Here is a 25,306-nt window from a genome sequence, read left to right as displayed (position 1 = left end):
CATGCGCTCGCGACAGCCGCGCACTCTTTTGGAAGAGAGCACGCGGCTCCCGCGGCCGCGCTCAGTCGGCGCGAGCTTCGATGCGGTACATGACCTGTTTCACCGGCGCATCGCCCGCAATCTTGTCCTTGTCGCCGCTCTCGGTGTTCTTGTCGATGACCTTGCGCAGCAGCGCGGCCGCTTCTTTCGAGCCCTTCGGCGAGAGGTGGTCGATGGTCTGCGCGGCCACGAAGCGCACCGCAGCGTTCTCGAAAGAGTCGATGCGCTTGACGAGCTCGTCGCGCTGCGTCTCGCCGCCCAAGATGGCACCCATGTAGCCGGCCTTGATGGCCACGAACTGGGTCTTCTGGTCCTGGTTCGAGCTCTTCTCCATTTCCTGGAGGTAGCAGTCCGCCTTCTCGCCGCAGTCTTTGACGAGTTTTTCGGCCTGAGCGAACAGGTCCTTCTCGAGCTTGGTTCCGTACTTGTCGACGGCGGCCTTGACCTTGTCCAGCTGGTCGGCCTTCGCGAGCTTGATCGTCGTGACCAAGATGGCGCCTTGCAGCGCCTTCAGGTCGTCGCCGCTGCCCTTGGTCTTCTCCGCGCGCTCGAGCAGCCAGTCGACCAGACCCGCGTCGTAGAACTGCCCTGCGGACTCCGCCAACATCTGCAGCGCGTTCATGCCGGGGGGAATGTTGGTCTCGAGCGAGATCTTCTCGAACGCTTCCTTGAAGGCAGTGAGCGACTCCGCCGAGTCGGGGAGCTTGACGAGCTCGCGGGCGATCAGCGCCCGGGTGGCGTCCTTCTTGGCGTTCTTGAGCGCCTCGAGCATGGCGGGTACGCCTTCACCGCGCCCGATGGTGCCCACCATGATCGCCCCGGTCATGACGTTCGGAGCGTCCGCGGGGTTCTCTTTCATCTTCTTCTCTTCGTCTTCTTTGATCTGCTTCAGCTCCTTCATGCGACGGTACATGAAGGCGATCATCTTCTCATCTTCGCCCTTGAGGATCTTGATGGCTGCCTGGGCGGCGGGTTTGCCGATCTTGACCATGGCCAGCACCGCCGTGGCCTGCACGTCGGCCTTGGCGGGGTCGAGCATGATCTTGACCATCGGCTCCACGGCCTCTGCCGCGCCGATCTCGCCCAGCACCTGGGCTGCCGTCGTCTGCCAGAACAGCTGATCGCGATAGGGATCGATCTTGTCCTTGTCCTTGGCGCCGGTCGGGCGGTCGATCGGGGCTTCCAGGGCGGCGATCAGCGGGCCAGTCCACGATTTGGACTTGAGGTTCATCATCGCGTCGTTGAAGTCGCGATAGGTGACTCCGCCGAGCATGGTGCTGGCTTTCAGCTTGAGGAACGCCTGGACCAGCGGATCGGCGAGTGAGTCGAGCTTGAGGTCAGAGGCGGCTCGGACGGCCCACTTGATGTCGGCGTCGTCCTTGCTGGTCGCAGGTTTCTTCGCGAACTCCTCGAATGCCTTCTTCAACGCCGGCTCCGTCCGTTTGTCTCGGAAAGAGGCCAGCAGCTTGATCAGCGAGACCCGCGTCTTGCCATCCATGTCGGCGTAGTTGTCGACGTAGGTCTTGGTCAGCGGATCGGCGATCTTGTTCAGCAGCGTCTGGACTTCCGGCGCGTTGTTGTCGCCCTTGGCCTTGCTGCTGGCGTCCTCGAAGAACTGTCCGAGGCGCGTCACCGAGCGCGCTCGCCAGGACGTGTCGTTCAGCTTCTCGACCCAGTAGTCAGGCTGACTTTCGTCCTTGCAGCCGACCAGAAGGACGCTGGACGCGGTGACCGCGAACGCGGTGGTGGCGGTACCGAGGAGCAGGGAGCGGATGAGCGACGCCTTGGCGCGCGAGGAGCGGAACATCTCGTAGTGCCTCCGGGATTTTCTGGGGTCGTGACCGTTGGGATGGGAGCCGCGAAGCCCGCGAAAGCCCACGAAACCGGCGGTCCAAAACCCCGCGGGACCGTACGTCGGCCCCAAAGCCGCTGTCAACGAAGCGGAAGCCATGACGCGCCGCGACATGACGGGCGGATCAGCCGATGATCATGCCCTCGTCGAGCAGCGCGCCCCCGGCAAAGCGGCGGAGGTTCCAGCGTTCGAACACGTCCGGCACGGGGCCGCCGGCGACGAGCGCCGCCAGCATCTTCCCCACTACGGGCGCCATCATGAAGCCATGTCCCATGAAACCGCAGGCCAGGAAGAAGCCTTCTACCTCGTCCACTTTGCCGACGATCGGGCTCTGATCCGGTGAAATGTCGTAGAGCCCGGCCCACTGCCGCAGGATTTTCACGGACCCCAGGATGGGACACGCCCGGAGCAACGCGCGGGAGTAGAGCGACAGGAAGCGAAACGACGAGCCGTGGTCCGGGCCCGCCGGGACCTTCGAGTTGCTGATGCCGCCGACGATCTCGCCGCGTGTGGACTGCGAGAAATAGAGGCCGTTGGTCAGGTCCGCGACCAGCGGCTCGAGCCAGGGTTTCAGGGGCTCGCTCGAGCAGATCTCGTGGCGGTGCGGGTGGGTTGGCAGATGAATGCCAACCAGCTTGGCAACCTCGGGGCTGAGCGCACCGGCGGCGTTGACGACGCGGTCGGTCCGAATGCTGCCCGCGTCGGTGAGCACCGCGCTCACCCGTCCGCCCGTCTGCTCGATGCCGGTGACCCGCGTGAAGGTGCACACCTCGACGCCGTGTGCCCGCGCGCCCTCTGCGTAGCCCCACACGAACGGCCAGGGGAAGACCACGGCGTCGTCCGCGTTGTAACAAGCGAGCTTGATGCCCTCGGTCGACAGCTCGGGAACGACCGCCTTGGCCTGCTTGGCGTCCAGCAATCGAGTCGACAACCCGAGCTGGTTTTGCAGCTTCACGTTGGCTTCGAGCGAGCGAGCGCGCTCGTCGCTGCGCACCAGAAACAGGTAACCGCCCTGACGGAACCAGGTGTTGATGCGGTGTTCTCGGGCAAACTGCCGACAGATGCTCAGTGACTCCTGCATCAAACGGATGTTGGCCTCACTCGACCACTGCGCGCGCACTCCCCCGCCGTTCCGCCCGCTGGCGCCGCCACACAGGTACGACTGGTCTAGCACCGTCACCTTGCGGACGCCGTGGTACTTGGCCAGGTTGTAGGCGATGGCGAGGCCCATGATGCCTGCGCCGATCACCACCACGTCCGCTTCTTCGCGCACGTTCACTCCTTGTCCGTGCGCCGACGTACCTCGGCCCAGCGTGCCAGAATTTCGGCGTGCACCCGGCCGTTGCTCGCGACGATCCCGCGTTCGTTGATCAAACTCTCGCTCAGGTAGTCGACCTGATCACCGTAGGCATCCGTGAGCATGCCGCCCGCTGCCAGGATGATGGCCTCGCCGGCGCAAATGTCCCAGCGACTTCCCGCTTTCGCGGGCGCGACGTAGGCCTCCGCTCCACCCGCGGCCACCTCGACGCACTTGAGCCCGGCGCTGCCGAGCGGGTCGATCTGGCGTGCTTCGAGCGCGGCCAGCGCCGCTTCGAGGGCAGGGCTTCGGTGTGAGCGAGTCGAGAGCAGTCTCGAGGCCGAGAGCAAGCTGGTCTTGCTGACCGCGAGCGGCGTGCGTGAACCGTCGGTGCCGAGCAGCTCGGCGCCGTGACCGACTTCGCCGAGCCACGTAGCGCCGGTTGCGGGCGCGTGGATCACACCGGCCTTCGGTCGCCCCGCGTCCAGCACACCGATCATCACCACGAACTCGCCGTTCTTCTTGACGAACTCGCGCGTGCCATCGAGCGGATCCACGAAAAATACACGCGACGCGCGTCGGTAGTCGGCGAACGTCGCGGGGTCACTCTCCTCCGCCACCACTGGCACCCCGGGAAACTTCTCGGCGAGCCGTGCACAGATGAGGGCGTTGGCGCGCCGGTCAGCCTCGGTCACGGGGTCGCGCGGTGACTTGTAGTCCACCTCGAACGGCGTGGAGTAGACGGCATTGATGATGCCCGCGGCCTGCCGCGCGACGTCGGTGAGGAACTCGAGCAGCTCACTCACGTGTTCACTCCAACTTGACGCAGGCGGTTGCGCAGCGCCACCAGTGCGAAGTCTTCCAGGTAAGGCGGCCCTTTGCCGGCTTCGCGCACCAGCTGATCCAGTTGCAGCGAGTTCTTGGGTCCGAGCACGACCGAGCTGAGCTTGCTACTGGCGAGAGCGAAGCGCAGCGCGGCGCCGCGCATGGTCAGTACCGGGCCGCCGACCACCGGCCGCAGGGCGTCGAGCTGCCGCACTCGCCGCCGGAGCTCGTCGCTGGTCCAGCGCTCCGCGCGGTGGTCACCCTCGGCAAAGGCCTTGTCCCCGCTCCAGTGGCCACACAAGAGCCCGTACGCCAGGACCGAGTGAGCGATCACACCCACGTCCTCGCGTTCGATGTCGCCGATCAGCTCACCGAGATCGGCAGAAGCAAAGACGTTGTAGGTGATGGACACGACTCCAGCGCCTTTGCTGATCGCCGCACGGGCGACCTCTGGTCCGCCAGCGCTGACGCCCCACGCGCGGATCTTTCCGCTCGCGGCCAGCTCGGCCAGAAACTCGCAGGCCCCGCCGGTGTTGAGCGCAACTGTCGAAGGGTTGTGCAGGAGCACAACGTCGATCACGCTGCGCGCGAGGCGCTCCTGGGAGCGCTCGAAGGCCTCTCGCAGATAAGGGACGTCAAAACGCTTGCGCGGCACGGCTGCGTCGCGATCCGTGCCCAGCTTCGTGACGATGCGAGCGCTGCCGTCGTCGGCGAGTCGCGCGCCGAGGCGGCGTTCCATCGCGCCGTTGGCGTAGCTGTCCGCGGTCTCGAACAGGTTGATCCCGAGTGCGCGCGCCCGATCGATGACCTTGTCCTGCTCGCTCTCCGTGACCGGACCGTACCCGTCACCGGACAACCCCCACGTGCCGAGGGCGAGCTCCGTCACGCTCATCCCGGATTTGCCGAGGGGTCGTTTGCGCATCTGCCTTCGGCCCGTATACCAAGGGCCGCGCGGGCGAGCGACAGCGGACCTTCGCTCGGGAGATTTGGCAGCTCACCGCGCTGGCGACCGACGCGAAGGTTGCGCTCCGAGCGGGTGAACGGCGTTCACGATCGCGAAAACCTTGCCGGTGGATCGAGCCCGGCGCGGTCCAAGAGCTCGGCGTCGCTCAGCACACTCTCTGCGGGCCCACGACCGAGCAAGAGGCCGTCCGCCATGACCAGGACCTCGGCCTCGAGCTCGAGCGCCGCGTCCAGATCGTGCGTCGCGAACACGGTCGTCGCGACGGCGCTCCGGATCGCCGCCAGCACCAACCGGCGGGCGCGCCCGTCGAGGCTCGCGGTCGGCTCGTCGAGCAAGAGCACCCCGGGCTCGGCCGACATCACACTCGCCACGGCGAGGCGCCGTTGCTCGCCCAGGCTCAACGACGTCGGCACACGCTCGGTGAGCTCGACGAGTCCGACTTGCTCGAGCGCGCGTCGTCCCCGTTCGGCTGCGTCCGACAAGCCGCGTTGGCGCGGGGCAAAGCTGACCTCGTCGAGCACGGTCGACGAGAACAACTGGTCGGCGGGCTCTGCGAAGACAAAACCCACGTCCTGGCGGACTGCGTTCAAGTTGCGTTTTTCCAGCACCAGCTCGCCGACGCGGATCCGCCCGGCGAAGCGCACGGCCCCGACCAGGGCCAACAGCAACGAGGTCTTGCCCGCGCCATTGGCGCCCACCAGCGCGACGCGTGCGCCGGGAGCGATCGACACACTGATGCCGCGCACGACCTCGGCCGGAGAGCCCCCGAGTCCATCCTCGCGCCACACCCGCAGCGCCTCCAGCTCGATGGCCTTTGCGCTCATCCGAGCCTCCGCCCGAGCCAGTGCAGCGCGACGAGCGAAGCGCAGACCGTGGCGAGTGCCGCGGCATCGCGGACGCCAAAACGTTGGCCACTCTCGTCCGCTCCGCCCCCCGGGCCGCGGAGTCGATGCGCGAGGTCGACCCGCTCCGCGCGCGCCGCCGTGCGCACCAACAGCTGCGCCAGCATCTCCGGACCAAAACCGCGCGCACCGCGCAGTTGGCGGGCCAAGAGCAGGCGTTTGCCTTCAGCGCCGACGTTCCCCACCTGCCACAACAGTGTGTGGACGAGGCTCGCGAGCTCGGCGGGCGCGCCGAGCATGCCCAGGGCTTTGCCTAGCTCCGGGAGCTCGACGGTGCTCGCGACCAGCGTCGTGATGGTCACGGCGCCGGCCGCTCGCAAGATCACCTCGACTGCGCGCTCGCTGTTCACCGACAACCCGAGCGGGAGCAACAGCAGACCCACACCGAGCAGCGCAGGCACGAGGCGCTTCAGCAAGAAGCGCGCGCGCGGTCGAGTCGCGAGCAGAACCGCCAAGCAGAGCAAGCCCAAGGCAAGCCGGCTCTCGAGCGAGCTCATGCGCGCCGTGGCGATGCCAGCCGCTAGCAGGATCAAACAGGCGATCCGCGTGGCCGGCAGGGTCACGGCGCGGGACGCGCGCTCTGGACCACGCGCTCCAGCGCATCCGGCGCGCTGCTCGCCAGGGGCAAGAGAGCGCTCGCGATGCCGAGCGCGAGGGCAGCCCAGGCGACATGCAGCGTCCGCGAGCGAGCGTGCGGGCTCACTTCGTCGAGTAGCGCCGGCAGGTGTCGTGTGTCGGGATGCCGCGTGTGGAGCAGGGCCGGCGCCTTCTTCTCGACGTGGCGGACCGCAACGCCGGTGAGCGTGCCCTCGACCAGGCCGGCGACGAGCTGAACGCCAACCAGCCAGCCCAGCGCGAGCGCCGGCGGGAAGCCGGCGCCACCAATCAGCGTGACAGCGAGGCAGAGGGCTGACAGCCCGTTCCCGAACAGCGTGCCGATCACGGCGGCCATGGCCAGACGCTTCGGGCCGAGCAAACGACGCGTCACGTGAACCGTGACCACCGGGATGACGGCAATGTCGAGCACGTTGATGCCGAGCGTCGTGATGCCGCCGTCCGCAAAGAGAAGAGCCTGGACGATCAGCACGGCGACCAACGCCAGGACGGCACGCGCCGGCCCGAGCATCAAGGTGAGCAGGCCCGCGCCAATCACGTGCGCGCTCGCGCCGGGCGCGAGCGGCACGTTCAGCGCCTGGGCCGCTAGGACAAAAGCCGCCAGCGTGCCGGTGAACGCCACGCCAAGCGTTTGTCCCTCGCGCAGCCCACGCGAGAGCAGCGCCGCGCTGCCGGCCCCGGCGGCGTTCACACCGAGGAGCCACGCCGGGCTGGTCAAGATGCCGTCCGCGAGGTGCACGTTCGAAACGTAGAGCCAGCCCCGGCCGCGTGCCACTATTTTTTCGAGTCGTGCTACGGGTGAGGCGGACCGCCCACGAACGACCAGTAGTGCAGGCTCGTGAAGCTCTCGCCGCTCGGCGCAGCGACCTCCACCCGGCTCGGCCCCGCCGCCAAATCTGCCGGCAAAGTCAGCGCTAGCTCTTCCCAGTCTCCATCGCCGCGAAGCTCGAGCTTGCCGACTTGCCGCCCACCAATCTGCACCGGCAGTGCGAGCGGTTTGTCGCTGCTGAGCCTCGCGACGAGCCGCCCTGCCGGCGCCACGTCGAGCGTGAAGCGCTCGAGGGTTCGCCCCGAGCGACCGCCGTCGGCACGGTGCCCGTCCTGGTCGAACATCTCGTGCACTCGGTTCTCGGGCTGTGTGGCCCAGAAGAGCGAGTAGCCGTGGCCCGACTCACTCTCGAGATCCGCGACGTCGAGACGATCACGAGCTGAGGCCAGCTGCTCACCCCGCGGAGCGTCGGCCGAGCCCAGGGTCTCGTAGTCGGCGACGTACGCGATCATGGTGGTGCCGCCGAGGATGCTCGCGCGGACGCTTCGGCTCGTCAGCTCTTGCCCCATCAACGGGGGCACGGCCATCCACTCCGGATAGACGATGAAGTGTGTGGGCAGCTCGGCGCGCGGCATGTGTTCGTAGTGCTCGAAGCGCGAGCCGGCACCGGCTGCCCAGTAGCGCGGCTCGCTGCGGGTGGTCAGGCCGACCACGTCGAAGGTGCGCCGCCCCGAGAAATAGGCGATGGCCCCGGTGTCATTCACGCCGATCAATGCGTCCGCCGGGAGGTTGTCCTTTGCCCAGCGGCCGAGGCTCGTCTGCTGCTCACGGATCGCGTTTGAGCTCGCCGCCAGATCATCGATGGACGGCGAGAGCTGTGCGGCGAACGCCCCGACGAACCCCGCCGCGAGCGCGAGCCCTGCGTGCTTCATGCCCTCGCCAAAGCGCAAGGTTGCCGTTCCGAAGCTCTCGGCGAGCGCGCCCAGGGCGATGAACCACGCCGGCGCGAACGGCCACAGGTAACGCAGTCGGTTGCACAACATGCAGTCGAAGCTGGCGGGGATCAGCATGCCCAGGGCGAGCAAGAGCACGAAGCTGCCACGCGTGATGCGCTTCTTGCGCAGCGACAGCCACAGCAACGCCGGCAACGCGAGCCATGCGACCCAGCGCCCACCGGTCGGCAGAAAGAGCGCACTCCAGATGCGCCCGTCGAAGAGTGTGCCGAACAGCAGCTCGATGTTGGCGAAGATCGCCGAACCCAGGCGCGAGTCCTGATGATACGGGTTCAGCGGCAGCCACTTGGCGAGGGCGGTGGTGCTGGTCGACTGCCCCGTGAGCAAGCGGTTGCATGCGGGCACGAGCAGCAATCCCAAGAGCGGCGCGAGGCCCCAGAGCCGAGCGCGGCCCTTGTTACCAACGCCGAAGGCAACCGCCGCGATGATCGAAGCGAGCACTCCTTCGGGGCGCATCAGCAGCGCCAGGCATGCCACCAGGATGAGCCATCCGGGTCTGCGCGCGGTGTGGGCTGGGTCCGCCTCCACCCACTCCGCCGACATGCGCGCGGCTAGCACCAACAGCCACGCGAACGGCACGATCTCCATGCCGCTCCCCGCGCTCCAGACCAGCCCACCAAAGGCGGGCACCATCGCCCCCGCCGCCGCAGCGATGGGGCGGCTCGTCAGCCCGTTCGCAAGTCGAAAGGTCTCGAGAGCGAGCAGCGAGAGGCTCACCCAACCGAGCAGCCAGGCGATCCAGATCAGGTTCACCCCATCGAACCCGAGGCGTACGAACGGGCTGAGCACCAGAGGCCACAGCAAACTGGTCGCGCCGGGTGTAGGCGACGACCCCGGCGTGTACACGAGCGGATGACCGGCGGCGAAGCTGCGCGCGTACTGAAAATGAATGTACGTGTCGTCGAGAGGCACGCCTGGCTCGCCGCCGGTGGCCGCCAAGATCGCTCGTGATGCCACCACGCCGAGCCCCAGCGCAATCACCGCCCACGGCAGCCACGGCAGCGCTCGGCGGGCGATCGGCGTGAGAGGCGAAGATGGCATTGTCGGAAGGGCCTTCGATCATGATATCCGGCGGCCATGCGGATCGACCCCTACGCCGATGCACCGCGTCTGCCGGAGGGCGAGCGCGTCGACCCGCGACTCTTGGTCGGGGCTGGGCCGAACCCTATCGAAATAGAGATCGGTCCGGGGCGCGGCGGGTTCTTGCTGGAGCGCCTGGCCGCCGTGCCCGAGGCGCGCATGCTCGGGCTGGAGATCCGCCGCAAATGGGCGACCATCGTCGACCGCCGCCTGGCGAAGCTGGGATACGCGCCGCGCGCGCGCGTCTTTGCCGAAGACGCTCGCTGGGCGCTGGGCCGGTTTCCCGACGCGTGCGCGAGCATCGTCTACCTGCACTTCCCCGATCCCTGGTGGAAAAAACGCCACCTGAAACGCCTCGTGCTGAACCTGGAGATGGGTCGCGAGATTGCGCGACTGCTGATCCCTGGCGGCGAGCTTTTTGTGCAGACGGACGTGCTCGAACGCGCTCAGGCCTACCAAGATCTGGTCGCCCTCGAGCCGAGCTTCGAGCCGTGGGGTGATGGCCCCCGCGTGGAGGACAATCCCTATGCGGCGCGCAGCCCCAGGGAGCACCGAGCGATCGAGGACGGCCTCCCGGTGGTCCGAATGCGCTGGCGGCGGCTGCCCGCGGCCGCGCCGACCGCCTGAATTTCCCCGTCACCAGCCGAGGGCTCCCAAGACCCTGGCCGGGGTTCGGCGGCCTGATTCGACGCCTGGCCCCGAACCCGGTCCGCCCCTCGGGTCCCCGCAGCGGACCCCAGCCACGACGCATTTTCTGTGACCACCGGCGAAAAACTGCTCTAGGCTCGCCAGCGTGATTCGCACTTGGCTCGCTGTGTCGGCGCTCGCACTGTCCGTGATCGGCTGCGCCACCTATCGCGAGGACCTGAACCGGGGGCAGCGGTTCTACGAAGAGAACGAGTACGAGCGCTCGCTGGCGATCTTCCGGGTGCTCGAGTCCGACATGGACTCCCTCGAGCTATCCGACCAGGCACGCTACGCGTACCTGCGCGGCATGGCCGACTACCGGCTCGGCTTCCGGGCCGATGCGCGGCACTGGCTCGCTGTCGCCAAAGCCATCGAGCAAGAGCATCCAGGTGGCCTCGGCGCACAATGGAAACAAAGGCTCGACGAGGCGCTGAACGACCTGAACCAAGAGGTCTACGGCGGCGGTGAGCGCTTCGACAAGAGCCGCTCGACGGCGACCGAAACGACGAAGGGCCCGGGTGAGCCCCCGCCCCCAGCGCCTGCGCCCGGCAAGTGCAATACGAACAAGGATTGTTCCGAAGGCCTGAGCTGCCAGGCCGGCGAGTGCGTCCCGCTCTGACGCCACAAAAAAAGCGAAGGAGCGCGGGCCTCGCGGCGGTGCTCCTTCGAAAGCGATGAGATGATGCCCGGCTAGACGTCGCGTTTGAGCGCGGCGATCTGATCCTTCGCGGCGAGCTTTTGTTTCTTCAGCTCTGCGATGTGGTGCTGCTCGGTGGGCGTCAAGTAAGCGCGACGTTCGAGCCTGCGGACCATGTCCTTCAACTCGTGATGTTCCTTCTCCAAACTGAAGAGGCGGTCCACTGCCATCGACTCACCCATATGCTCTGACCTCCTGGTTACGATCGATGCAACACACGACAGCGATTTCTATGCCCCCACCACGCGAGCTTCGCACTGCCGCGATCTCGACCACGGATCCAAGGTAAAGGCACGGTGCGAGGGGTCAACCGATATTTCCGGCATCTTCCGGGGAACCTCCGGCGCTCGCGCTACACTAGACCGAGTATGCGTCTTGCAGTGTACGGGGTACTCGCGACGGTCATCGGCTGCGCCCCCGCGACCCGACCCGGTGGAGCAACTCCGAAGTCTGCGGAACGCCAGGCTTCCTCCGACCCCGAGCGGGTGACGCTGGCCCGCACCGTGATTACCCCCGGCAGCGAGGGGGACATCGACGAGCTGTTCGCCAAGGCCGTCGAGGCGCAGCGTCTGGGCAAGGCGAAGGCCGCTGCCGACGGCTTCGATCGGGTCTACCGCCTGGACCCCGACGGTCCTCGGGCCGCCGAGGCTTTGTATCAAGGCGGCCTGGCTCACGAGCAGGCCGGCGATCGCACGACCAGCGTTCAGCGCTTCGAGCAGGTGACGACGCGTTTTCCGAAACACGCACTTTCTCGCGAGTCGTTGTTACGAGCCATCCGACTGTTGTGTTTTCTGGAGCGCTGGCAGCGCTGTGGCGAGGCCTCGGCGGCGATGCTGACCCGCTACGCGGATCTCGATCACATCGAGAGCATCGTCGCGTTCGGGGGCAAGGGGCTCGCGCTCGTGGCAGCCGGCGACCTCGAAGCCGCGACCTACAACATCGAGAAGGCGCGCACGATTGTCGAAGAGCACCGCCTGGACGCCGCGGGCACCCTCTCGCGGGACGTGGCGCAGCTCTACTTCGCGCTCGGCGAGGTGCGGCGCGCGCGAGCCGAGAAGATCTTGTTCAACCCGCTGCCGTCGAACTTCGGCGCGGTGCTGGAGCAGCGCTGCCAGCTCTTGCTCGACGCGCAGTCGGCGTACTCGGACACGATGCGGGCGAAGGACGCGCACTGGTCGGCGATGTCCGGTTTCCGGGTGGGCGAGCTGTACGCCAAGCTGCACGAAGATCTGATGGATGTGCGGCAACCCAAGGCCGACAACGAGAAGAAACAGCAGCTGTTCGAGGGGGCGATGCGCCTGCGCTACAGCATCTTGCTCGACAAGGCGCTGTCGATGATGGAGCACACCCTCAGCATGTCGGCGCGAACCGGCGAAAAATCCGGCTGGGTGAGCAAAGCCGAGGACGCGCGGGCGAAGCTGGCGCGCGCGCGAAAAGCCGAGAACGACGCCATCGACAAGCTGCCGTACACTCGGGCTCAGCTGCAGCAGGCGCTCGACGACCTGGCCAAGAAGGCCGAGGCCCAGGCCAAGGCAGCGGCAAAGTAGGGAGCTCGCCGAACACGGCACCAAGGCTCGTAGTCGACCCAACCATGCGGGCATCCAGTCCCGCGGGTGACAGCACAGGCTCAGCCCGCGGCCCTTCCGGGCGGTAACCCGGGTTCCTCGGCGCTCAGGCGCTGCAGCTCACGCTCGATGGCGGCGCGAAGGTCTTCTCCGCACGCCCAGGCTCGCGACGAGCAGCACGAGACCCGCTCCGAGACGCAACATCGGGGACATGTTACACCGGCAGCAGCATGGAGCGCACGGTCGGTAGGACACCTCTAGTCAAGGTCGAAGGCGTCTACGCCAAGCTCGAATGCACGAACTGATGCGGCGGAAGCGGGAGCACGGGGCGCGGCGGGGGCGCCCGGCACCGGCTCGGCTAGCGGCACCGGGGTGAGGGTGGCGGTGGGCCTCCCGCTCGGGGCCCGCATCAAGGCAGCGGATGCTGGCGCAGGAAGTCGAGCATCGCCGGCTCGTGATCGATCACACCGCCCGCAGTGCCGGCCACGCCGTCCGGCCATTCGGTGTGGATCAGCGTCGCGACCAAGTTGCCGCAGGCGGCGGCGGGCATGCACGACGTGACGATCTCACCGGTGCCTTTGATCTTGAGCCACTGGACCGTGGGTGACCCCACCTTCGCCGAGAGGTCAGCGACCCAGCCCGACATGGTCGAGCCGGGTGCAAGCTCGGTGGTCTTGCTCAGTTCGGCCGCCTGCGCGTCGTCGCACGGCATCAAGTCGCACCAGCCGCTGACGATGAAGATCGGGACGGTGCTCTTCGGGTAGGGAGAGAGCTGGCAAGAAGGTGTCTGGCCGACTTTTGGGTCGTGGAAGGGATCCGCGCCGGAGTACACGGCAGCTGCCGCGACGCGATTGCCACCGGGGCTGGGCTGCGCGTGGCGAGCGATGGCGTAGGACTGCGCGAAGCGCCCGCCGTTGGACCAACCGGTGACGTAGATCCGCTTGGGGTCGACCTTGCCACTCGATACCCAGGCATCGACGAATGCGTCGGCGTTCGCAAAATCTGGGTTGCTGGAGCAACTACCGAGATCTCGATAGTAGATGTCGTGCTTGGAGCCATCCTGATTGCTCGTGGTGGGCCAGTGCAGGTTTCGCGCTTGGAGGCTCAAGAGCACGAAACCCTGCTTCTGGGGATCGCCGCTCAGATCGAAGCTCTCGGCCTTCTGCCGCAGGAGCGAGGTGTCGTAGACATTCTCCGCACCGCCACCGCTGCCGTGGAAATAGACCAACAGCGGCAACGCGCTGCTCGGAGTCGGGGAGTAGGTGCATGCGTAGCGCTGCGTGCCGTCGAGGCCCGGCCGGCTCTCGGGTGCGCCGTCGTCGAAGCTCGGGTGTTTGGCGTTGGTGGTCTTGCAGACCGGGACGTCCGTGGGAGTGGTGATCGGTGCTGTGTAAGTGGCCAGATACTTGGTGCAGGGGCTCGCCGCGCTGCAGGTGGGCAGCGGCGCGCCGGCCCCGCTGGTCGCATTGCAGCCCAGGCCGCCGTCGCTCGCCGGCGGCTTCGGATCGCAGCCCGCGTCCCCTGCACCTGCGCTCCCTCCCGCGCCGCCCGTGGCGCCCCCGCCGGTCGCGCCGCTGCCTGCTGCACCGCCGCCGGAGCCGCCGCCGCTCGAGCCGGCAACGCCGCCAGTGGCGCCCGCGGCTCCGCCGCTCGCGAGGCCGCCGCCTCCGCCCGCGCCCCCGTTCGACTCATCGCTGCCACACGCCCAGACCAGCAGCGGGAAGAACGCGGGAATCGAGAGCCGTGCCAAGCGCATGCGCTCAGCTTACCGGGTTTGCCCCGGTTGAGGAACGGGGCGTGACGGAGCGGCGTGGGGGTGTAGCGTTCGGCCGATGTCGAACGACCGATCGCTTCTGCTCGCGACCTCCACCTACGCCTATCTCGAGCAGCGCTTCTTGGCCGCGGGCGGCTATGAGCGCGGCGAGATCGAACAGCGAGCCTTTCCCGACGGCGAGCGGTATCGCCGAATCGCGTGCGACGTGTGGGGGCGAGACGTGGTTTTGCTGGGCGGCACCCCGACAGATCTCGACTGGCTCGAGGTCTACGATCTGGGCTGCGCAATCTCGCGGGCGGGCGCGCGCTCGCTGTCCATCGTGATGCCGTATTTCGGCTACGCGACCATGGAGCGCGCCGTGCTGCCCGGGGAAGTCGTGACGGCGAAGACGCGGGCCCGATTGATCTCGGCGATCCCGCCCTGCGAGGCCGGCACGCGTGTGTTCCTGTTCGACCTTCACACCGATGGCATCGAGTTCTATTTCGGGGACGCCCACGTCACGCACCATGTCTACGGCGCGCCGATCGTGACCGAGGCGGTGAAGCGCGCGATGCAGGGGCGCGACTACGTGCTCGGTGCGACGGATGCGGGCCGGGCCAAGTGGGTGCAGAGCCTCGCGCACGAGCTGGATGTAGAGCCAGCTTTCGTCTACAAGCGCCGGGATTCGGCCTCCGGGGACCTGGCTGTGACGGGTGTCAACGCCGACGTGCGCGGGCGCGAGGTGATGATCTACGACGACATGATCCGCACGGGCGGCTCGTTGCTGCAGGCAGCGCGAGCCTACCTCGACGCGGGCGCGACGAAAGTGCACGCCATCGCCAGCCACCTGGTCTTGCCCGGTGACTCACTCGACGAACTGAGGTCTTCGGGGCTGCTCGACAGCGTGCTCGGCACAGACTCGCATCCGTCGAGCCTGAAGCTGGAGGAGGAGCATGTGGTGAGCGTGGTGGGTCTATTGGTGAGCGCCGTGGCGCGCTGCTGAGCGCCCGGGCTCGACGCGGGCGAGCCGCAGGCTCGCAGCTGGGGCAGACGATTTCGGTTCTTGTCGCCTTCGGTCTGGGACTGCTCACGCGGCTCAGTGCAACACAGCCCAGAAGATCGTCGCAGCCAGGGCCAACCCCAGCACGATGGCGGCCGCGCCGAAGATGTTGACGATGAGCTTCCACTGAGCCCACTCGCCCAGCTGTTTGTGGTTCTCCAGCTCGCCCGCGGCGGTCATGCGCTCGTACTGCGCGGCCCGCTCGTGCTTGAGCTCCTCTTCCGTGATGTGCCCCGAGAACATGACCGCGTCGTAAGGGAACTTTTCGGGGCGGAAGTGGCTGTTGAAGAAGTGGAACGTGAAGATGAAGCCGGCGGCCAGGAGCGCCTCGTCGCTGTGCACGATGTGAGCGATGTTGATCGACCAACCTGGCAGGAATCGCGTGAAGAACGCCGGGTACCAGAGCATCAACCCCGAGAGACCAATGACCGTGACGCCCCAGAACACCGCCATGTAATCGAACTTCTCCCAGTACGTGAAGCGGTCGAACTTGGGTTTGGGCCCGCGGCCGAAGAACCACTTCATGTGCCCGAGGAGGTCCTTGGCGTCCTGCCAGCGCGGGAACGGTGAGTCGGGACCAAAAGCCAGTGCCAGGAACTTCCTCAGGCTGAACGCGCCCTCATCGTTCAAGTACTTCTGGCGATTGCGCCGCACGAGGACGATCAAGCTGCCGATGTGCAGCACGAAGTAGGTGAGCGTGACGATGGCAGCAAAACGATGTACGGCGGCCGCGACCGAGGCGCCGCCGATCTGGTCGAAGAACGCGTGGGCCCAGGCCTTTTCATGGAACTTCAGCGGCATGCCGGTCATGACCAGCAGCGTGAAGCTGACGATCACCAGCACATGCACGAAGCGATCGATGGGCCGGAAGCGCCGGTACAGGCGGGCTCCCTTTTCCTCGCGGACGCGGCGCTTGGTCTCCTTGAAGGCGACGGGATCCCTGAAGCGCTCGACCAGCGAGCGCATCAGCCAGAGCAGGCTGTGGATGCCGAAGAAGCCGAATGTGCCCACGAGCAGCGCGGTCATGCCGATGAAGGCCCAGTACAACCGCGGGTAGTGCTGACGGTCATTGTGGTCGGCGTGCGACAGGAAGCCAGCGAAGTTGGCGGGCGCACCGACGTGACACTTCTGGCACGTGCCGAGCCTGTTTCCGTCCGACAGCGTGGAGGCTGGCTCCTTCGACGCCCAGATTTCGTGGGAGCCGTGGCAATCGTGGCAAGCGGCCACCACCACGTCCCCGAGGTCGTGGGCGCGACCGTGGTACGTCTCGCGGTAGCGCGCCGTCCGATCCTTGTGGCACTCGCCGCAGATGCGGTCCTCGGCCAGCTTGAAGCGCGCCCCCGGCTCGATAATCTCGTGCGCCGTGTGGCACGTGGGACAGGTGGGAGCCTCGGCCTTCTTCTCGTCGGGCGCTCCCGGGGTCGCCTTTGGCGCTGCGCTCGCGGCGGGCGCCGGTGACGGCGGCGGCGCCTGCGAAGCGGCCGAACCCGAGGCGCCTGGAGCAAGGGCGTCCTTGGCGACCGGCGCTTTGGCCGCCCCCGGCTGGGTGGGGTCCGGCTTCGCAGCGCTGGGCGCCGCCTTCGCTGCTGCGGGTTCTCCGGCCGCCCCGCCCTTGTCGGCCCCTGGCTTCGCCGCAGGATCGATCGGGGCCTTCTTCCTTTCGCGCGCGCCCCTGTCGAGCGCCTTCGCGCGAATGGCCTTGGTACGGAACTCGTAGTCGACCTTTCGCCCGGCTTTCTCGGCCTCTTCTTCCAGTGCCCGGGCGTGGACACCTTTCTCGAACTCGCGGCGTGGGCCCGTGTGGCACTGCCCGCAGGTGCCGACGACGTTGAACTTGTTCACGCTCGATCGCGGGTCCTCGGCTGCGAACAGCTTGTGAGCTTTGCCGTGGCAATCCGCGCACGACGGAGCCACGACCAGGCCGCCGGCGAGCAGGGCCTTGCCGTGGATACTCTCCACGAAGCTGCGCACGGCCCGTGGCTGCTTGATCCCGAGCTTCTTCGCGAGCTCCGGGTTCTCGTGGCACTTGCCGCAGGTGAGCGGCGTGTTGCCCACGGACACGGTCGACTTCTCGTCCGAAGGCGCGCGCACGTCATGCACGCCGTGGCAGTCTTCGCAGGTCGCGGCCTCTTCCTTCCCCTCCTTGAATTTGGTGGCGTGAATCGTCGACGCGTACGAGGCGGCCTCCTCTTCGTGGCAAGAGCTGCACTCGCCCTTGCCGACGTCACCAGGCTTGACGTCGCCCTTCGGTGGCGCGTGGCAGTCCGAGCAGTCCAGCTTGGCGTGCACCGAGTCCTTGAGCGCTTCGAGGATCTTGTCCGGATGAGTCTCGAGCGGTGGCCGAGGATCGGCGGCGGGTTTCTCGGCGGGCGGCGCGGGCCGTAGGGGCTTGCTGCGCCCACAGCCCATCAGCGCCTGAGTGGCGAACACGAGCGCCCAGCACAGGGCGGCCAGGAAGAACAGCTTGGCTTTCATCGGGGCCTCTCACTTCTCGTGGCAGTCGTCACACTCTTTGCTCGGCCGCTGCCCTGCGTTGTGGCAGGCGTGGCACTTGACGGTGTCGTGACCCTCGACGTCGAGATGCTCTTTTGGCATCTCCCACGGATGCCAATTCGGCTGAGCCTTGGGGTCCACCGCGCCGAGCTCGGTCACCGACCCGCGCACCGGCGCGGTGTGACAAGTGGATTCGCAATCGTTGGCCAGCACCTTGCCGTCCGCCGAAACGTGCTTGCCGTCGTGGCAGCGGAAACAACCCGCCCAGTAGCGGTGGCCGAGGTTCTTCGGATAGGTCTGCCAGTCGACCTTCATGTCAGGGAACACGCCGCGGTCGTAGAGCGTCTTGGCGACCTCGATGGCCGTGTCGACGTCTTTGCGGCGCTGCTCGAGGACTTCCGGCTTTTCCTTCTTGTAGTAGTCGATGATGTACTGCCCGATGCCGTCGTGGGCGGCTTGCCGACTCGGATAGACGCGGAACAGGGCCTCGACGGTTGCCTTCTTGATCCAGGGCAAATCCGCCGGGATTCGACCCTTGAGCAGCGCCTCGTCCACGCCCGAGTCTGGCGTGGGGAAGTCGTGGGCGGGCCGATTGTGGCAATCCATGCAGTCCATCTTGCGACGCGGAAGCGCGTCGATCGCCGCCGGCGACAGCTTGGTCTTCTTGGCGATGTAGACGGTCTCCTTGCCGTCGGCGTGTTTGACCTTCGTCCAGGGAATGACCTGAAGTTTATCGTCCGCGGCGGCGTAAGTGACCTCGTTGCTCACCAGCATGTGCCAGTGAATCCCCTGGCTTTGGCCGTGTGACTTGGCGCCGCCGCCCGTCTTGAGCGTCAGCGAGATCTGCTCCGGTTCGTTGTTCTCGGTGTACCGAAAGTGAGGGAGTTGCAGCAGCTTGGCGCCGAAGAACTTCTCCGGCCAGTGGCAGCGCTCGCAGGTCTCTCGGGCCGGACGCAGATGGGCGATCGGCGTCGGGATCGGGCGAGCGTACTTGTTCGTCGCGACGGCGAGCACCTGGCGGACGCCGGAGAGCTTCGAGCGCACGTACCAGCCCGCGCCTTCCCCGACGTGACACTCGGTGCATGGCACCCGCGCGTGAGCCGAGTCGGAGTAGGCGACGAACTCGGGCCGCATCGGCACGTGGCAGACCTGCCCGCAGAAGTACACCGACTCGGTGAAGTGGAACCCCTGGTAGCTGGCCCACACCATCAGCGTTGCGACGACGACGCCGCCGACGCTCGAGAACGCGAAGATCCTTCGCTGTCGGCCGTCGTTCAGATCAATCCGCGGATACGGCAGCGTCGCGAGGCTCTCGAGCTTGCGCCTTCGCCCGGCCTCCCAGCGCATGCCCAACAGGAAGAGCACCGCCCCCGAGGCGAGGACTCCGGGAAACACCATGTAGGTGAAGATGCCGACGTAGGGATTGAGGGCGCCGGACCGGACCTCCACGACCATAGAGATGGCGATGAGGATGGCGGCGAGAACCACGATCAAGCCGCCGATGTGGCTCACGATGTTGAAGTAGAGCGGCGGCCGAGCGGGACGGGCTGACTTCGGACCTGCCGACTTGGGAGACGAGGGTTCCGGGGCCTTCGCGGCTGCCGGTGCAGAGGACGGGGGAGGGGTCGGCGTCGTCATCTCACGAGTTCCTCACTTGCTGTTGAACAGGTGACACCCGTAGCAACGCTGGGCATCGGGGAAGTGGTTGGCGCGGGTCGTGTGGCACTTCAGACAGTCGCTCCGCGTTGGGTTCTTGTTGCGGTGGGTGTCGTGACAGTCCGTGCACTTCTCGTGGCCTTTTTCGGCGTGGGCTCGCGGCAGTGACTTGTGGCACGAGGCACAAGTCGGGGCCGTTGCGTCGTGCGGCTGATGGCAGGAATTGCATGCGGAGTGTTTGGCCCCTCGGGCCTTGACCGCCGCGGCTTGAGTGGTGTGGCACTTCGCGCAGGCCGTCCACAGTTGTCGCGGCGGCTGATGGGCATCGTGGCACGACGTACACAAGTGCTTGGTGCGCTGGACCTTTTGCTCTTCCTTCTTGTGGCACTGACCGCAGGGCTTCGGGCTCGCGGGGTTGTGCGTCTGGTGACACTGCGTGCAGTTCTCGTGCGAACGCGGACCCCAGAGCTGAACCGACGTGTTCTGCGAGGCATGGCACGTGCTGCAGGCCTGGGCCTTCACGGCGCCGTGCGAGCCCTTGTGGCAGGTGTTGCATTGGGCGTGTTTGCCGGCGGGTTGCGCGACTTCCTTGTGGCAGTTCCGGCACGACGCGGCCTGCCCGAGCGGTGGGCCGTGGGCCTGATGGCAGTCGTTGCATTTGCCGGTGTGCGCGCCCGTCGTTGGGTTCTGGTGGCACGAGCGGCAGACCTCGACGTCCGCCGAAAAAGCGTGAGTCTGGTGACAGCTGGAGCAGCGCGTGTGTTTGTCGATCCTGGCAGCGACGACGCTCTGCGACTCCTTCGCGTGGCACTTCTTGCAGACCGCGCCGGTGCCGGCCATGGCGTGTGGTTGGTGACACGTGAAGCAGGCTCCCGCGCGGTGCTTGGCGGGAGCACGAGCCGCCGCGTGAGCCTGCCTCTCGTGGCAACTGCCGCAGGTCTTGACCTCGGTCTTGGACTGATGCGCGTCGTGACACGTCGTGCAGGACTTGTGCTCGTGGCCAGGCTTCTTGTGGCACTTGGCGCAGGTGGTGTCCTCCTCACGCGTGCTGTGGGGCTTGTGGCAGTTGGTGCACTCGGCGTGCGTCTCGCTCTTCCAGCCCGCCAGCATCGTCACCTGGTCGGCGTGGCACTCGCGGCAACCCGCGAACGTCGCCTTGAACTCGTGAGCCTTGTGGCACTCGGAGCAGCGGTCGTGGCGTGCGGCGACCGTCTTCGTCTGCTTGGCCTGCTGCTCGTGGCACTTGTGGCAGCCCTTGCGGAGGTCTTCGCGCTCGCCGTGCGCTTCGTGGCAGGAGTCGCAGTTGAACTTCTCGGGCTGTTTCTCGTGGTGGTACTCGCCGGGGATCTTGACGTGGCAGCGCGAGCACTCGGCGCCCTTGGACCGCTTCTTGGGGTCCTCCTCGTGAGGGCTGTGACACAGGCTGCAGGCCTTCAGGTTGCCGTGAATCTGTGAGGGCGGGATGCCCTTGGCCTCGATGACCTCCGCGAAGCGCTGGCTGCGTTCACTCTTCGCGACGCCGCCGTGACAGCGACGGCAGTCGTGCGACGGAGTCTGGGCGCCACCGCCGACCTTGGCCAGGTAGTTGTGGCATGAAGTGCAGCTGATCTTCTCCTTTCGACCCTCGAGCCGGTGTTGCCCGAACACCTTTATGTCGTCATGGCACTTGCCGCACGTTGCGGGATCGGGGTCGGACCGATGCTCTTTCCAGGCATGACAGTCGAAGCACTCGAGCGGGTCTTCCGATTTGAGCACGTGTTTGGCGTGCCCGAGGCTCCGCGCCATGTGCCACGACTCGCTGTTGCCGTTCGTGTGACACTTCTTGCATGTGGTCTTGTCGAATTTCCCGTGCGGTGTCGTCTTGGTCTTGGACCACAACGAGTACGTCCACTGGCGAACGTTCTCCTCGAAGCGGTTCGCGTGACAGTCCGTGCAGCGTTGCCCGTTGTGCGCGCTGTCGTGGGCGTTCCGCGTCGACTCGATGTGACAGGAGTCGCAGAACTTCGGGTCCTTGGCGATGCGATCCAGCTTCCACGCACCGGCCGAGCTGGCGGCGGCGAGTAGCACGACGGCGACGAGCGCCCACACCCCACGGGACGTCCACCACGGGCGGCGCGTGGGAGCGTCGGCCGTGGGGCCCGGAGGCGTGGGTTCTGTATCGGGATTGGTTTCGTCGCTCAAGGTCTACCTCCTGCCGAACTCAGTGGCGGCAGGTGCAAGACCCCCTCGGAAATTCGCGGCGCTTCGGACGGCCTTTTGCCACAGGTGGTAGGCGCTTGTCTCGAACGGCGTGCATACCGTCCGCGCACGCTCGGGACATCGCCAGGGTCATCACGCTTCTCGCCTCGCCGCTTGCTTCCTGCCGCGCAATTCACGCAAGGCGCGTGCCTCTTTACCCAGCCGCGATTGTGCCCCTTCGGCCCCAATCGACGGGGCACATCGCGCAACACTTGCGGATCCATCGGCAGCCGCCGCAGATTGTGCAACGGCCCGGGCGCGCCCCGCAAGACGTGCGCGCTGCGGCGCGTTCTGCCGCCACCGGGCACACCTGCGCCACGTCGCGAGCGGTCAGCCCGCTGACCAAACTTCGGTCGCGTAGGCTGTTCGACGTCGCCAGTGAGAACGAGCACCGCGCAGCGTGGGCGTGTCGGCCTCCCGGAGCTCGCACCGCAGTGCGCGCATGCCGTCGGATCATGTGACCGTCCCGGATTCGAACCGCCGGTGCGCGGGAGACCGTCGACCGACACCCCGAGCACGCGTCCCGAGCGACGCGGCCGCGCGCGCCCGCCCACGCGGTCTGCCGCTTCGTGCAGCGTGGCCGCGACACCCTTGGCCGCGAGGCGATCGGCGCACACCAGGCCAGCGAAGCCGGCGCCGACGATGCCGATGTCCGCTCGGCCAAGCTCGCCCCCACCGACGTCGGTGTTCGCTCCGGGGTCACCCCGGCGCTTCGACCTCGCCCCCGTCCACTGCCTCGGGCTTGCCCCCGAAGCGCACGTAGAGCGCGGGCAGCGCCAGCAGCGTGACCAGCGAAGCGGTGACCAGCCCGCCGATCACGACCGTCGCGAGTGGGCGCTGCACCTCGGCACCGGTGCCGGTGGCGATGGCCATGGGGACGAAGCCCAGGGCCGCCACCAGGGCAGTGACCAGCACCGGTCGCACACGCTCGTCGGCCGCGCCCAGCACCGCGTCGCGCGTGTCGTCGCCGTGCAGCTGTCGATTCCGCACGGACGCGAGCAACACCACGCCGTTCAGCGTCGCCACGCCGAACAGCGCGAGGAACCCCACTGCCGCGCTCACGCTCAGCTCGAACCCGCGGAGCGCAAGCGCCACGAACCCACCCGTCGCCGCCGCGGGCACGTTGACGAAGATGAGCAGCGCCGGGCGGATCGAGCCGAAGGCCAGGTACAGCAGCACGAGCACCACCCCCAGCGTCAGCGGCACCACCACGGCCAGCCGCGCGGTGGCGCTAGCCAGGTTCTCGTACTCGCCGCCGAACTCCACGTAGTAGCCCGGCGGCAACTTCACGGCATCGATGCGCGAGCGTAGCTCTTGCACGAAGCTCGCCAGGTCGCGCCCTCGCACGTTCACCTCGATCAGCACGCGCCGCCGGCCTTGCTCGCGGCTCACCTGAGCGGGACCGTCCGACATCGAGACGCGGGTCACGTCGCCGAGCAGGACGGAGCGACCCTCTGCGAGCGGCACGCGTACGCGCTGGATGGGACCGTCGTCGGCAGTCGGGACGGCATTCGCCCGCAACATCACGTCGAAGCGACGCTCACCTTCGATCAGGTGACCTGCATGCCGCCCGGTCCTCAGCGTCTCGATGAACGCAGTGAGCTCCGACGAGCGGACCCCGCGGCGCCCCATCTCTCGGGTATCCGGCGTCAGGGTCAACATGCTGAGCCCACTCATCGGCTCCACGCGCACGTCTGCCGCGCCGCGCGTGGCGCTGATGACCTGCGACAGCTCCTCGGCGACCGTGCGGAGCTTGCCCAGGTCGTGACCGAAGATCTTCACGCCCACGTCGGCCTTCACGCCGCCAATCAGCTCGTCCACGCGCATCTCGATGGGCTGCGTGAAGCCGAACGCCGCGCCGGGCAGCGCCTTGTCCAGCTCGGGACCGAGCACCTCGGCGAACCCGGCGGCGTCCTTCGCGGTCTTCCACTCCTTGCGCGGCTTCAAGATCACGAGCACGTCGCTCTGCTCGGGGCCCATCACGTCCGTCGCGACGTCGGGGCTGCCGGTGCGGCTCACGACCCTTTCCACCTCCGGGTAGCGCATCAACACCTGTTCGATCGCGGTCGTGCCGCGCGTCGCCTCGGCGAGCGTGACGCTTGGCGGTCGCGTGACCTGGATCGCGAGGTCACCCTCCTCGAGCCGCGGCACGAACTCGGCGCCCCGCGTCGCGGCGACGAGAAAGCCCGCGAGGACCAGCGTGGCCACGCCGGCTGCGGCGAGCTTCCAGCGGTCCACCAGCGCGCTGACCACGGGATGGTAGACGCGCTTGAGCCACCTGACGATGCGTGGCTCGTCATGGTGCGCGCCCGTGAGCAACAGGCCGCCAACGGCCGGCACCCAGGTGAAGGTCAGGATCAGCGCGACCCCCAGGGCGAACAGCACGGTGAGCGCCATGGGCCGGAACATCTTGCCCTCCACGCCCTCGAGCAGGAGCACCGGCGCATACACGATGGCGATGATGAGCACCGCCATGGTCACCGCCCGCCCCATCTCGCCGGCGACGCGCCCCATGGCTTGCTTGCCCGAGAGATGATGCGTGGCCATCGCGGCCAGGGCGCCTTCGATGACCACCACGGAGCCGTCGACCACCAGACCGAAGTCGATGGCGCCCAGGCTGAGCAGGTTCCCGCTCACACCGAAGTAGCGCATCAGGATGAAGGCGCCGAGCATCGACAGCGGGATCACCGAGGCGACCACGAGCCCTGCGCGCAGGTGACCCAGCATCACCAGGAGCACCAGCGCCACGATGGCGCCGCCCTCGAGCAGGTTCTTCTTCACCGTGCCCAGCACCTCGTCGACGAACGCCGATCGGTCGTAGAAGGGCTCGATCACCGCGCCTTCCGGCAGGCTCTTCTCGATCTCCGAGAGCCGATCCTTGACCCGGGCGACGACCTGATGCGCGTTCCCGCCCGCGATCATCTGCACCATCGTGTAGACGGTCTCGCCCTTGCCATCTGCGGTCGCAGCGGCGAAGCGCGGCGCACTGCCATCGACCACGTTCGCGACGTCCTGCACCAGCACGGGACGGGTCGCGCCGTTCTTGCCTCGCGTCGTCACCACCTGCCGCGCCACGTCCTCTCGGGTGCGGTACGAGGCCTCGGCGCGGACGAAGGTGCCCTCCTCGCTGCGCTCCACGAAGCCTGCGCTGACGTTCTGCCCGGCGCCGAGCACGGCCTCTTCGACCATCTCGGCGGTCACGCCGTTCGCAAGCAGCGAGCGCTCCTCGAGGCGCACCTCGATCTGCCGCGTGTCGCCGCCCCACGAGTTGACCTCGACCACGCCCGGCACCGAGCGCAGCCTGTAGGCGATGTCCCAGTCGAGCAGCATGCGGATCTCGCGCAGCGAGTGACCGGGCCAGCGCACGGTGAAGTGGTAGACCTCACCCAGGCTGGTGGTCAGGGGCCCGAGCTCCGGGCGGCCCGCACTTGGTGGGATCACCTCGCGCGCCGCGGGCAGGCGCTGCGCGACCAGCTCGCGCGCCGCGCTGAGCTCGGTGGCGTCGTCGAACACCAGCGTGACCGCGCTGACGCCAGAGCGCGACACCGAACGGATGCGCGTGACGTGAGGCACACCGGTCATCGCCACCTCGACCGGCTGGGTGACCAGTCGCTCGACCTCCGTGGGTGAAAGGCCGGGGGCGCTGGTCAGGACCTGTACCTGCACGTTGGTCAGGTCAGGCACGGCATCGATGGGCAGCGTCTGGTAGCTGCGGACGCCGACGACGATCAGGGCCAACACACCCAGGATGGTCAGGAGCGGGTACTCGACGACCAGGCGCGCGAGACGGCCAATCATCGA

Annotated in this window: 19 protein-coding genes; 4 read left to right on the top strand and 15 right to left on the bottom strand. The window is 67.4% G+C overall.

What is annotated here, in order from left to right; all coding sequences use genetic code 11:
* Positions 1 to 61: 61 nt before the first annotated feature.
* The 8 genes from IPI67_20430 to IPI67_20395 form a co-directional block, all read right to left on the bottom strand.
* Positions 62 to 1,846, bottom strand: a complete 1,785-nt coding sequence (locus IPI67_20430) for a hypothetical protein (GenBank protein MBK7582551.1) — start codon at positions 1,844 to 1,846, stop codon at positions 62 to 64.
* A gap of 169 nt (positions 1,847 to 2,015) precedes the next feature.
* On the bottom strand, positions 2,016 to 3,164 hold the full coding sequence (locus IPI67_20425; GenBank protein ID MBK7582550.1) for an FAD-binding oxidoreductase: 1,149 nt from the start codon (positions 3,162 to 3,164) through the stop codon (positions 2,016 to 2,018).
* Between the two features lie 2 nt (positions 3,165 to 3,166).
* Positions 3,167 to 3,994, bottom strand: a complete 828-nt coding sequence (locus tag IPI67_20420; protein ID MBK7582549.1) for a 3'(2'),5'-bisphosphate nucleotidase CysQ — start codon at positions 3,992 to 3,994, stop codon at positions 3,167 to 3,169.
* The gene (locus tag IPI67_20415; GenBank protein MBK7582548.1) at positions 3,991 to 4,935 is read right to left on the bottom strand and encodes an aldo/keto reductase; all 945 of its coding nucleotides are present in this window, start codon (positions 4,933 to 4,935) and stop codon (positions 3,991 to 3,993) included. The genes IPI67_20420 and IPI67_20415 overlap by 4 nt, the downstream gene beginning before the upstream one ends.
* A 125-nt stretch (positions 4,936 to 5,060) precedes the next feature.
* Positions 5,061 to 5,801 (bottom strand): ABC transporter ATP-binding protein, encoded by a 741-nt coding sequence (locus IPI67_20410; protein ID MBK7582547.1) that lies wholly within the window; start codon positions 5,799 to 5,801, stop codon positions 5,061 to 5,063.
* On the bottom strand, positions 5,798 to 6,442 hold the full coding sequence (locus tag IPI67_20405) for a hypothetical protein (protein ID MBK7582546.1): 645 nt from the start codon (positions 6,440 to 6,442) through the stop codon (positions 5,798 to 5,800). The genes IPI67_20410 and IPI67_20405 overlap by 4 nt, the downstream gene beginning before the upstream one ends.
* Positions 6,439 to 7,269 (bottom strand): energy-coupling factor ABC transporter permease, encoded by an 831-nt coding sequence (locus tag IPI67_20400; protein MBK7582545.1) that lies wholly within the window; start codon positions 7,267 to 7,269, stop codon positions 6,439 to 6,441. Before IPI67_20400 ends, IPI67_20405 begins: the two co-directional genes overlap by 4 nt.
* 17 nt (positions 7,270 to 7,286) lie before the next feature.
* Positions 7,287 to 9,317: a hypothetical protein gene (locus IPI67_20395; protein MBK7582544.1), complete on the bottom strand. Its 2,031-nt coding sequence runs from the start codon at positions 9,315 to 9,317 to the stop codon at positions 7,287 to 7,289.
* A gap of 36 nt (positions 9,318 to 9,353) precedes the next feature.
* On the opposite strand from IPI67_20395, the gene IPI67_20390 reads away from it, so the two are divergent.
* Together IPI67_20390 and IPI67_20385 are read left to right on the top strand one after the other, a co-directional pair.
* Positions 9,354 to 9,983, top strand: a complete 630-nt coding sequence (locus IPI67_20390; protein MBK7582543.1) for a tRNA (guanine-N7)-methyltransferase — start codon at positions 9,354 to 9,356, stop codon at positions 9,981 to 9,983.
* 166 nt (positions 9,984 to 10,149) lie between these two features.
* A complete protein-coding gene (locus IPI67_20385; GenBank protein ID MBK7582542.1) occupies positions 10,150 to 10,662 on the top strand; it encodes a hypothetical protein in 513 nt (170 codons plus the stop codon).
* Positions 10,663 to 10,733: 71 nt separating this feature from the next.
* Here the strand turns inward: IPI67_20385 and IPI67_20380 are convergent, their stop codons facing one another.
* Positions 10,734 to 10,910, bottom strand: a complete 177-nt coding sequence (locus tag IPI67_20380) for a YdcH family protein (GenBank protein ID MBK7582541.1) — start codon at positions 10,908 to 10,910, stop codon at positions 10,734 to 10,736.
* Positions 10,911 to 11,108: 198 nt separating this feature from the next.
* On the opposite strand from IPI67_20380, the gene IPI67_20375 reads away from it, so the two are divergent.
* Positions 11,109 to 12,287, top strand: coding sequence for a hypothetical protein (locus tag IPI67_20375; GenBank protein MBK7582540.1), 1,179 nt, complete (start codon positions 11,109 to 11,111; stop codon positions 12,285 to 12,287).
* Between the two features lie 427 nt (positions 12,288 to 12,714).
* Here IPI67_20375 and IPI67_20370 read toward each other — a convergent pair whose 3' ends face one another.
* A complete protein-coding gene (locus IPI67_20370) occupies positions 12,715 to 14,061 on the bottom strand; it encodes a hypothetical protein (GenBank protein ID MBK7582539.1) in 1,347 nt (448 codons plus the stop codon).
* Between the two features lie 76 nt (positions 14,062 to 14,137).
* On the opposite strand from IPI67_20370, the gene IPI67_20365 reads away from it, so the two are divergent.
* The gene (locus tag IPI67_20365) at positions 14,138 to 15,061 is read left to right on the top strand and encodes a ribose-phosphate pyrophosphokinase (GenBank protein MBK7582538.1); all 924 of its coding nucleotides are present in this window, start codon (positions 14,138 to 14,140) and stop codon (positions 15,059 to 15,061) included.
* Positions 15,062 to 15,154: 93 nt separating this feature from the next.
* Here the strand turns inward: IPI67_20365 and IPI67_20360 are convergent, their stop codons facing one another.
* From IPI67_20360 to IPI67_20340, 5 genes are read right to left on the bottom strand one after another with little or no spacing between them, the layout of a single operon-like run.
* On the bottom strand, positions 15,155 to 17,593 hold the full coding sequence (locus IPI67_20360) for a cytochrome c3 family protein (GenBank protein MBK7582537.1): 2,439 nt from the start codon (positions 17,591 to 17,593) through the stop codon (positions 15,155 to 15,157).
* A gap of 9 nt (positions 17,594 to 17,602) precedes the next feature.
* Entirely contained in the window at positions 17,603 to 19,249 is a 1,647-nt protein-coding gene (locus tag IPI67_20355; protein ID MBK7582536.1) for a NapC/NirT family cytochrome c, read from the bottom strand.
* Positions 19,250 to 19,261: 12 nt separating this feature from the next.
* Entirely contained in the window at positions 19,262 to 21,448 is a 2,187-nt protein-coding gene (locus IPI67_20350; protein ID MBK7582535.1) for a cytochrome c3 family protein, read from the bottom strand.
* Positions 21,445 to 22,155, bottom strand: a complete 711-nt coding sequence (locus IPI67_20345) for an NAD(P)-binding protein (GenBank protein ID MBK7582534.1) — start codon at positions 22,153 to 22,155, stop codon at positions 21,445 to 21,447. Before IPI67_20345 ends, IPI67_20350 begins: the two co-directional genes overlap by 4 nt.
* Positions 22,156 to 22,204: 49 nt before the next feature.
* Entirely contained in the window at positions 22,205 to 25,303 is a 3,099-nt protein-coding gene (locus IPI67_20340; protein ID MBK7582533.1) for an efflux RND transporter permease subunit, read from the bottom strand.
* Positions 25,304 to 25,306: the final 3 nt, after the last annotated feature.

It is taken from the genome of Myxococcales bacterium, assembly GCA_016706225.1.
In the GTDB taxonomy this organism is placed as follows: Bacteria; Myxococcota_A; Polyangia; order Polyangiales; family Polyangiaceae; genus JADJKB01.
The sequence above is the reverse complement of the archived record's forward strand: the minus strand, read 5'-3'. Positions and strand labels throughout refer to the sequence as shown.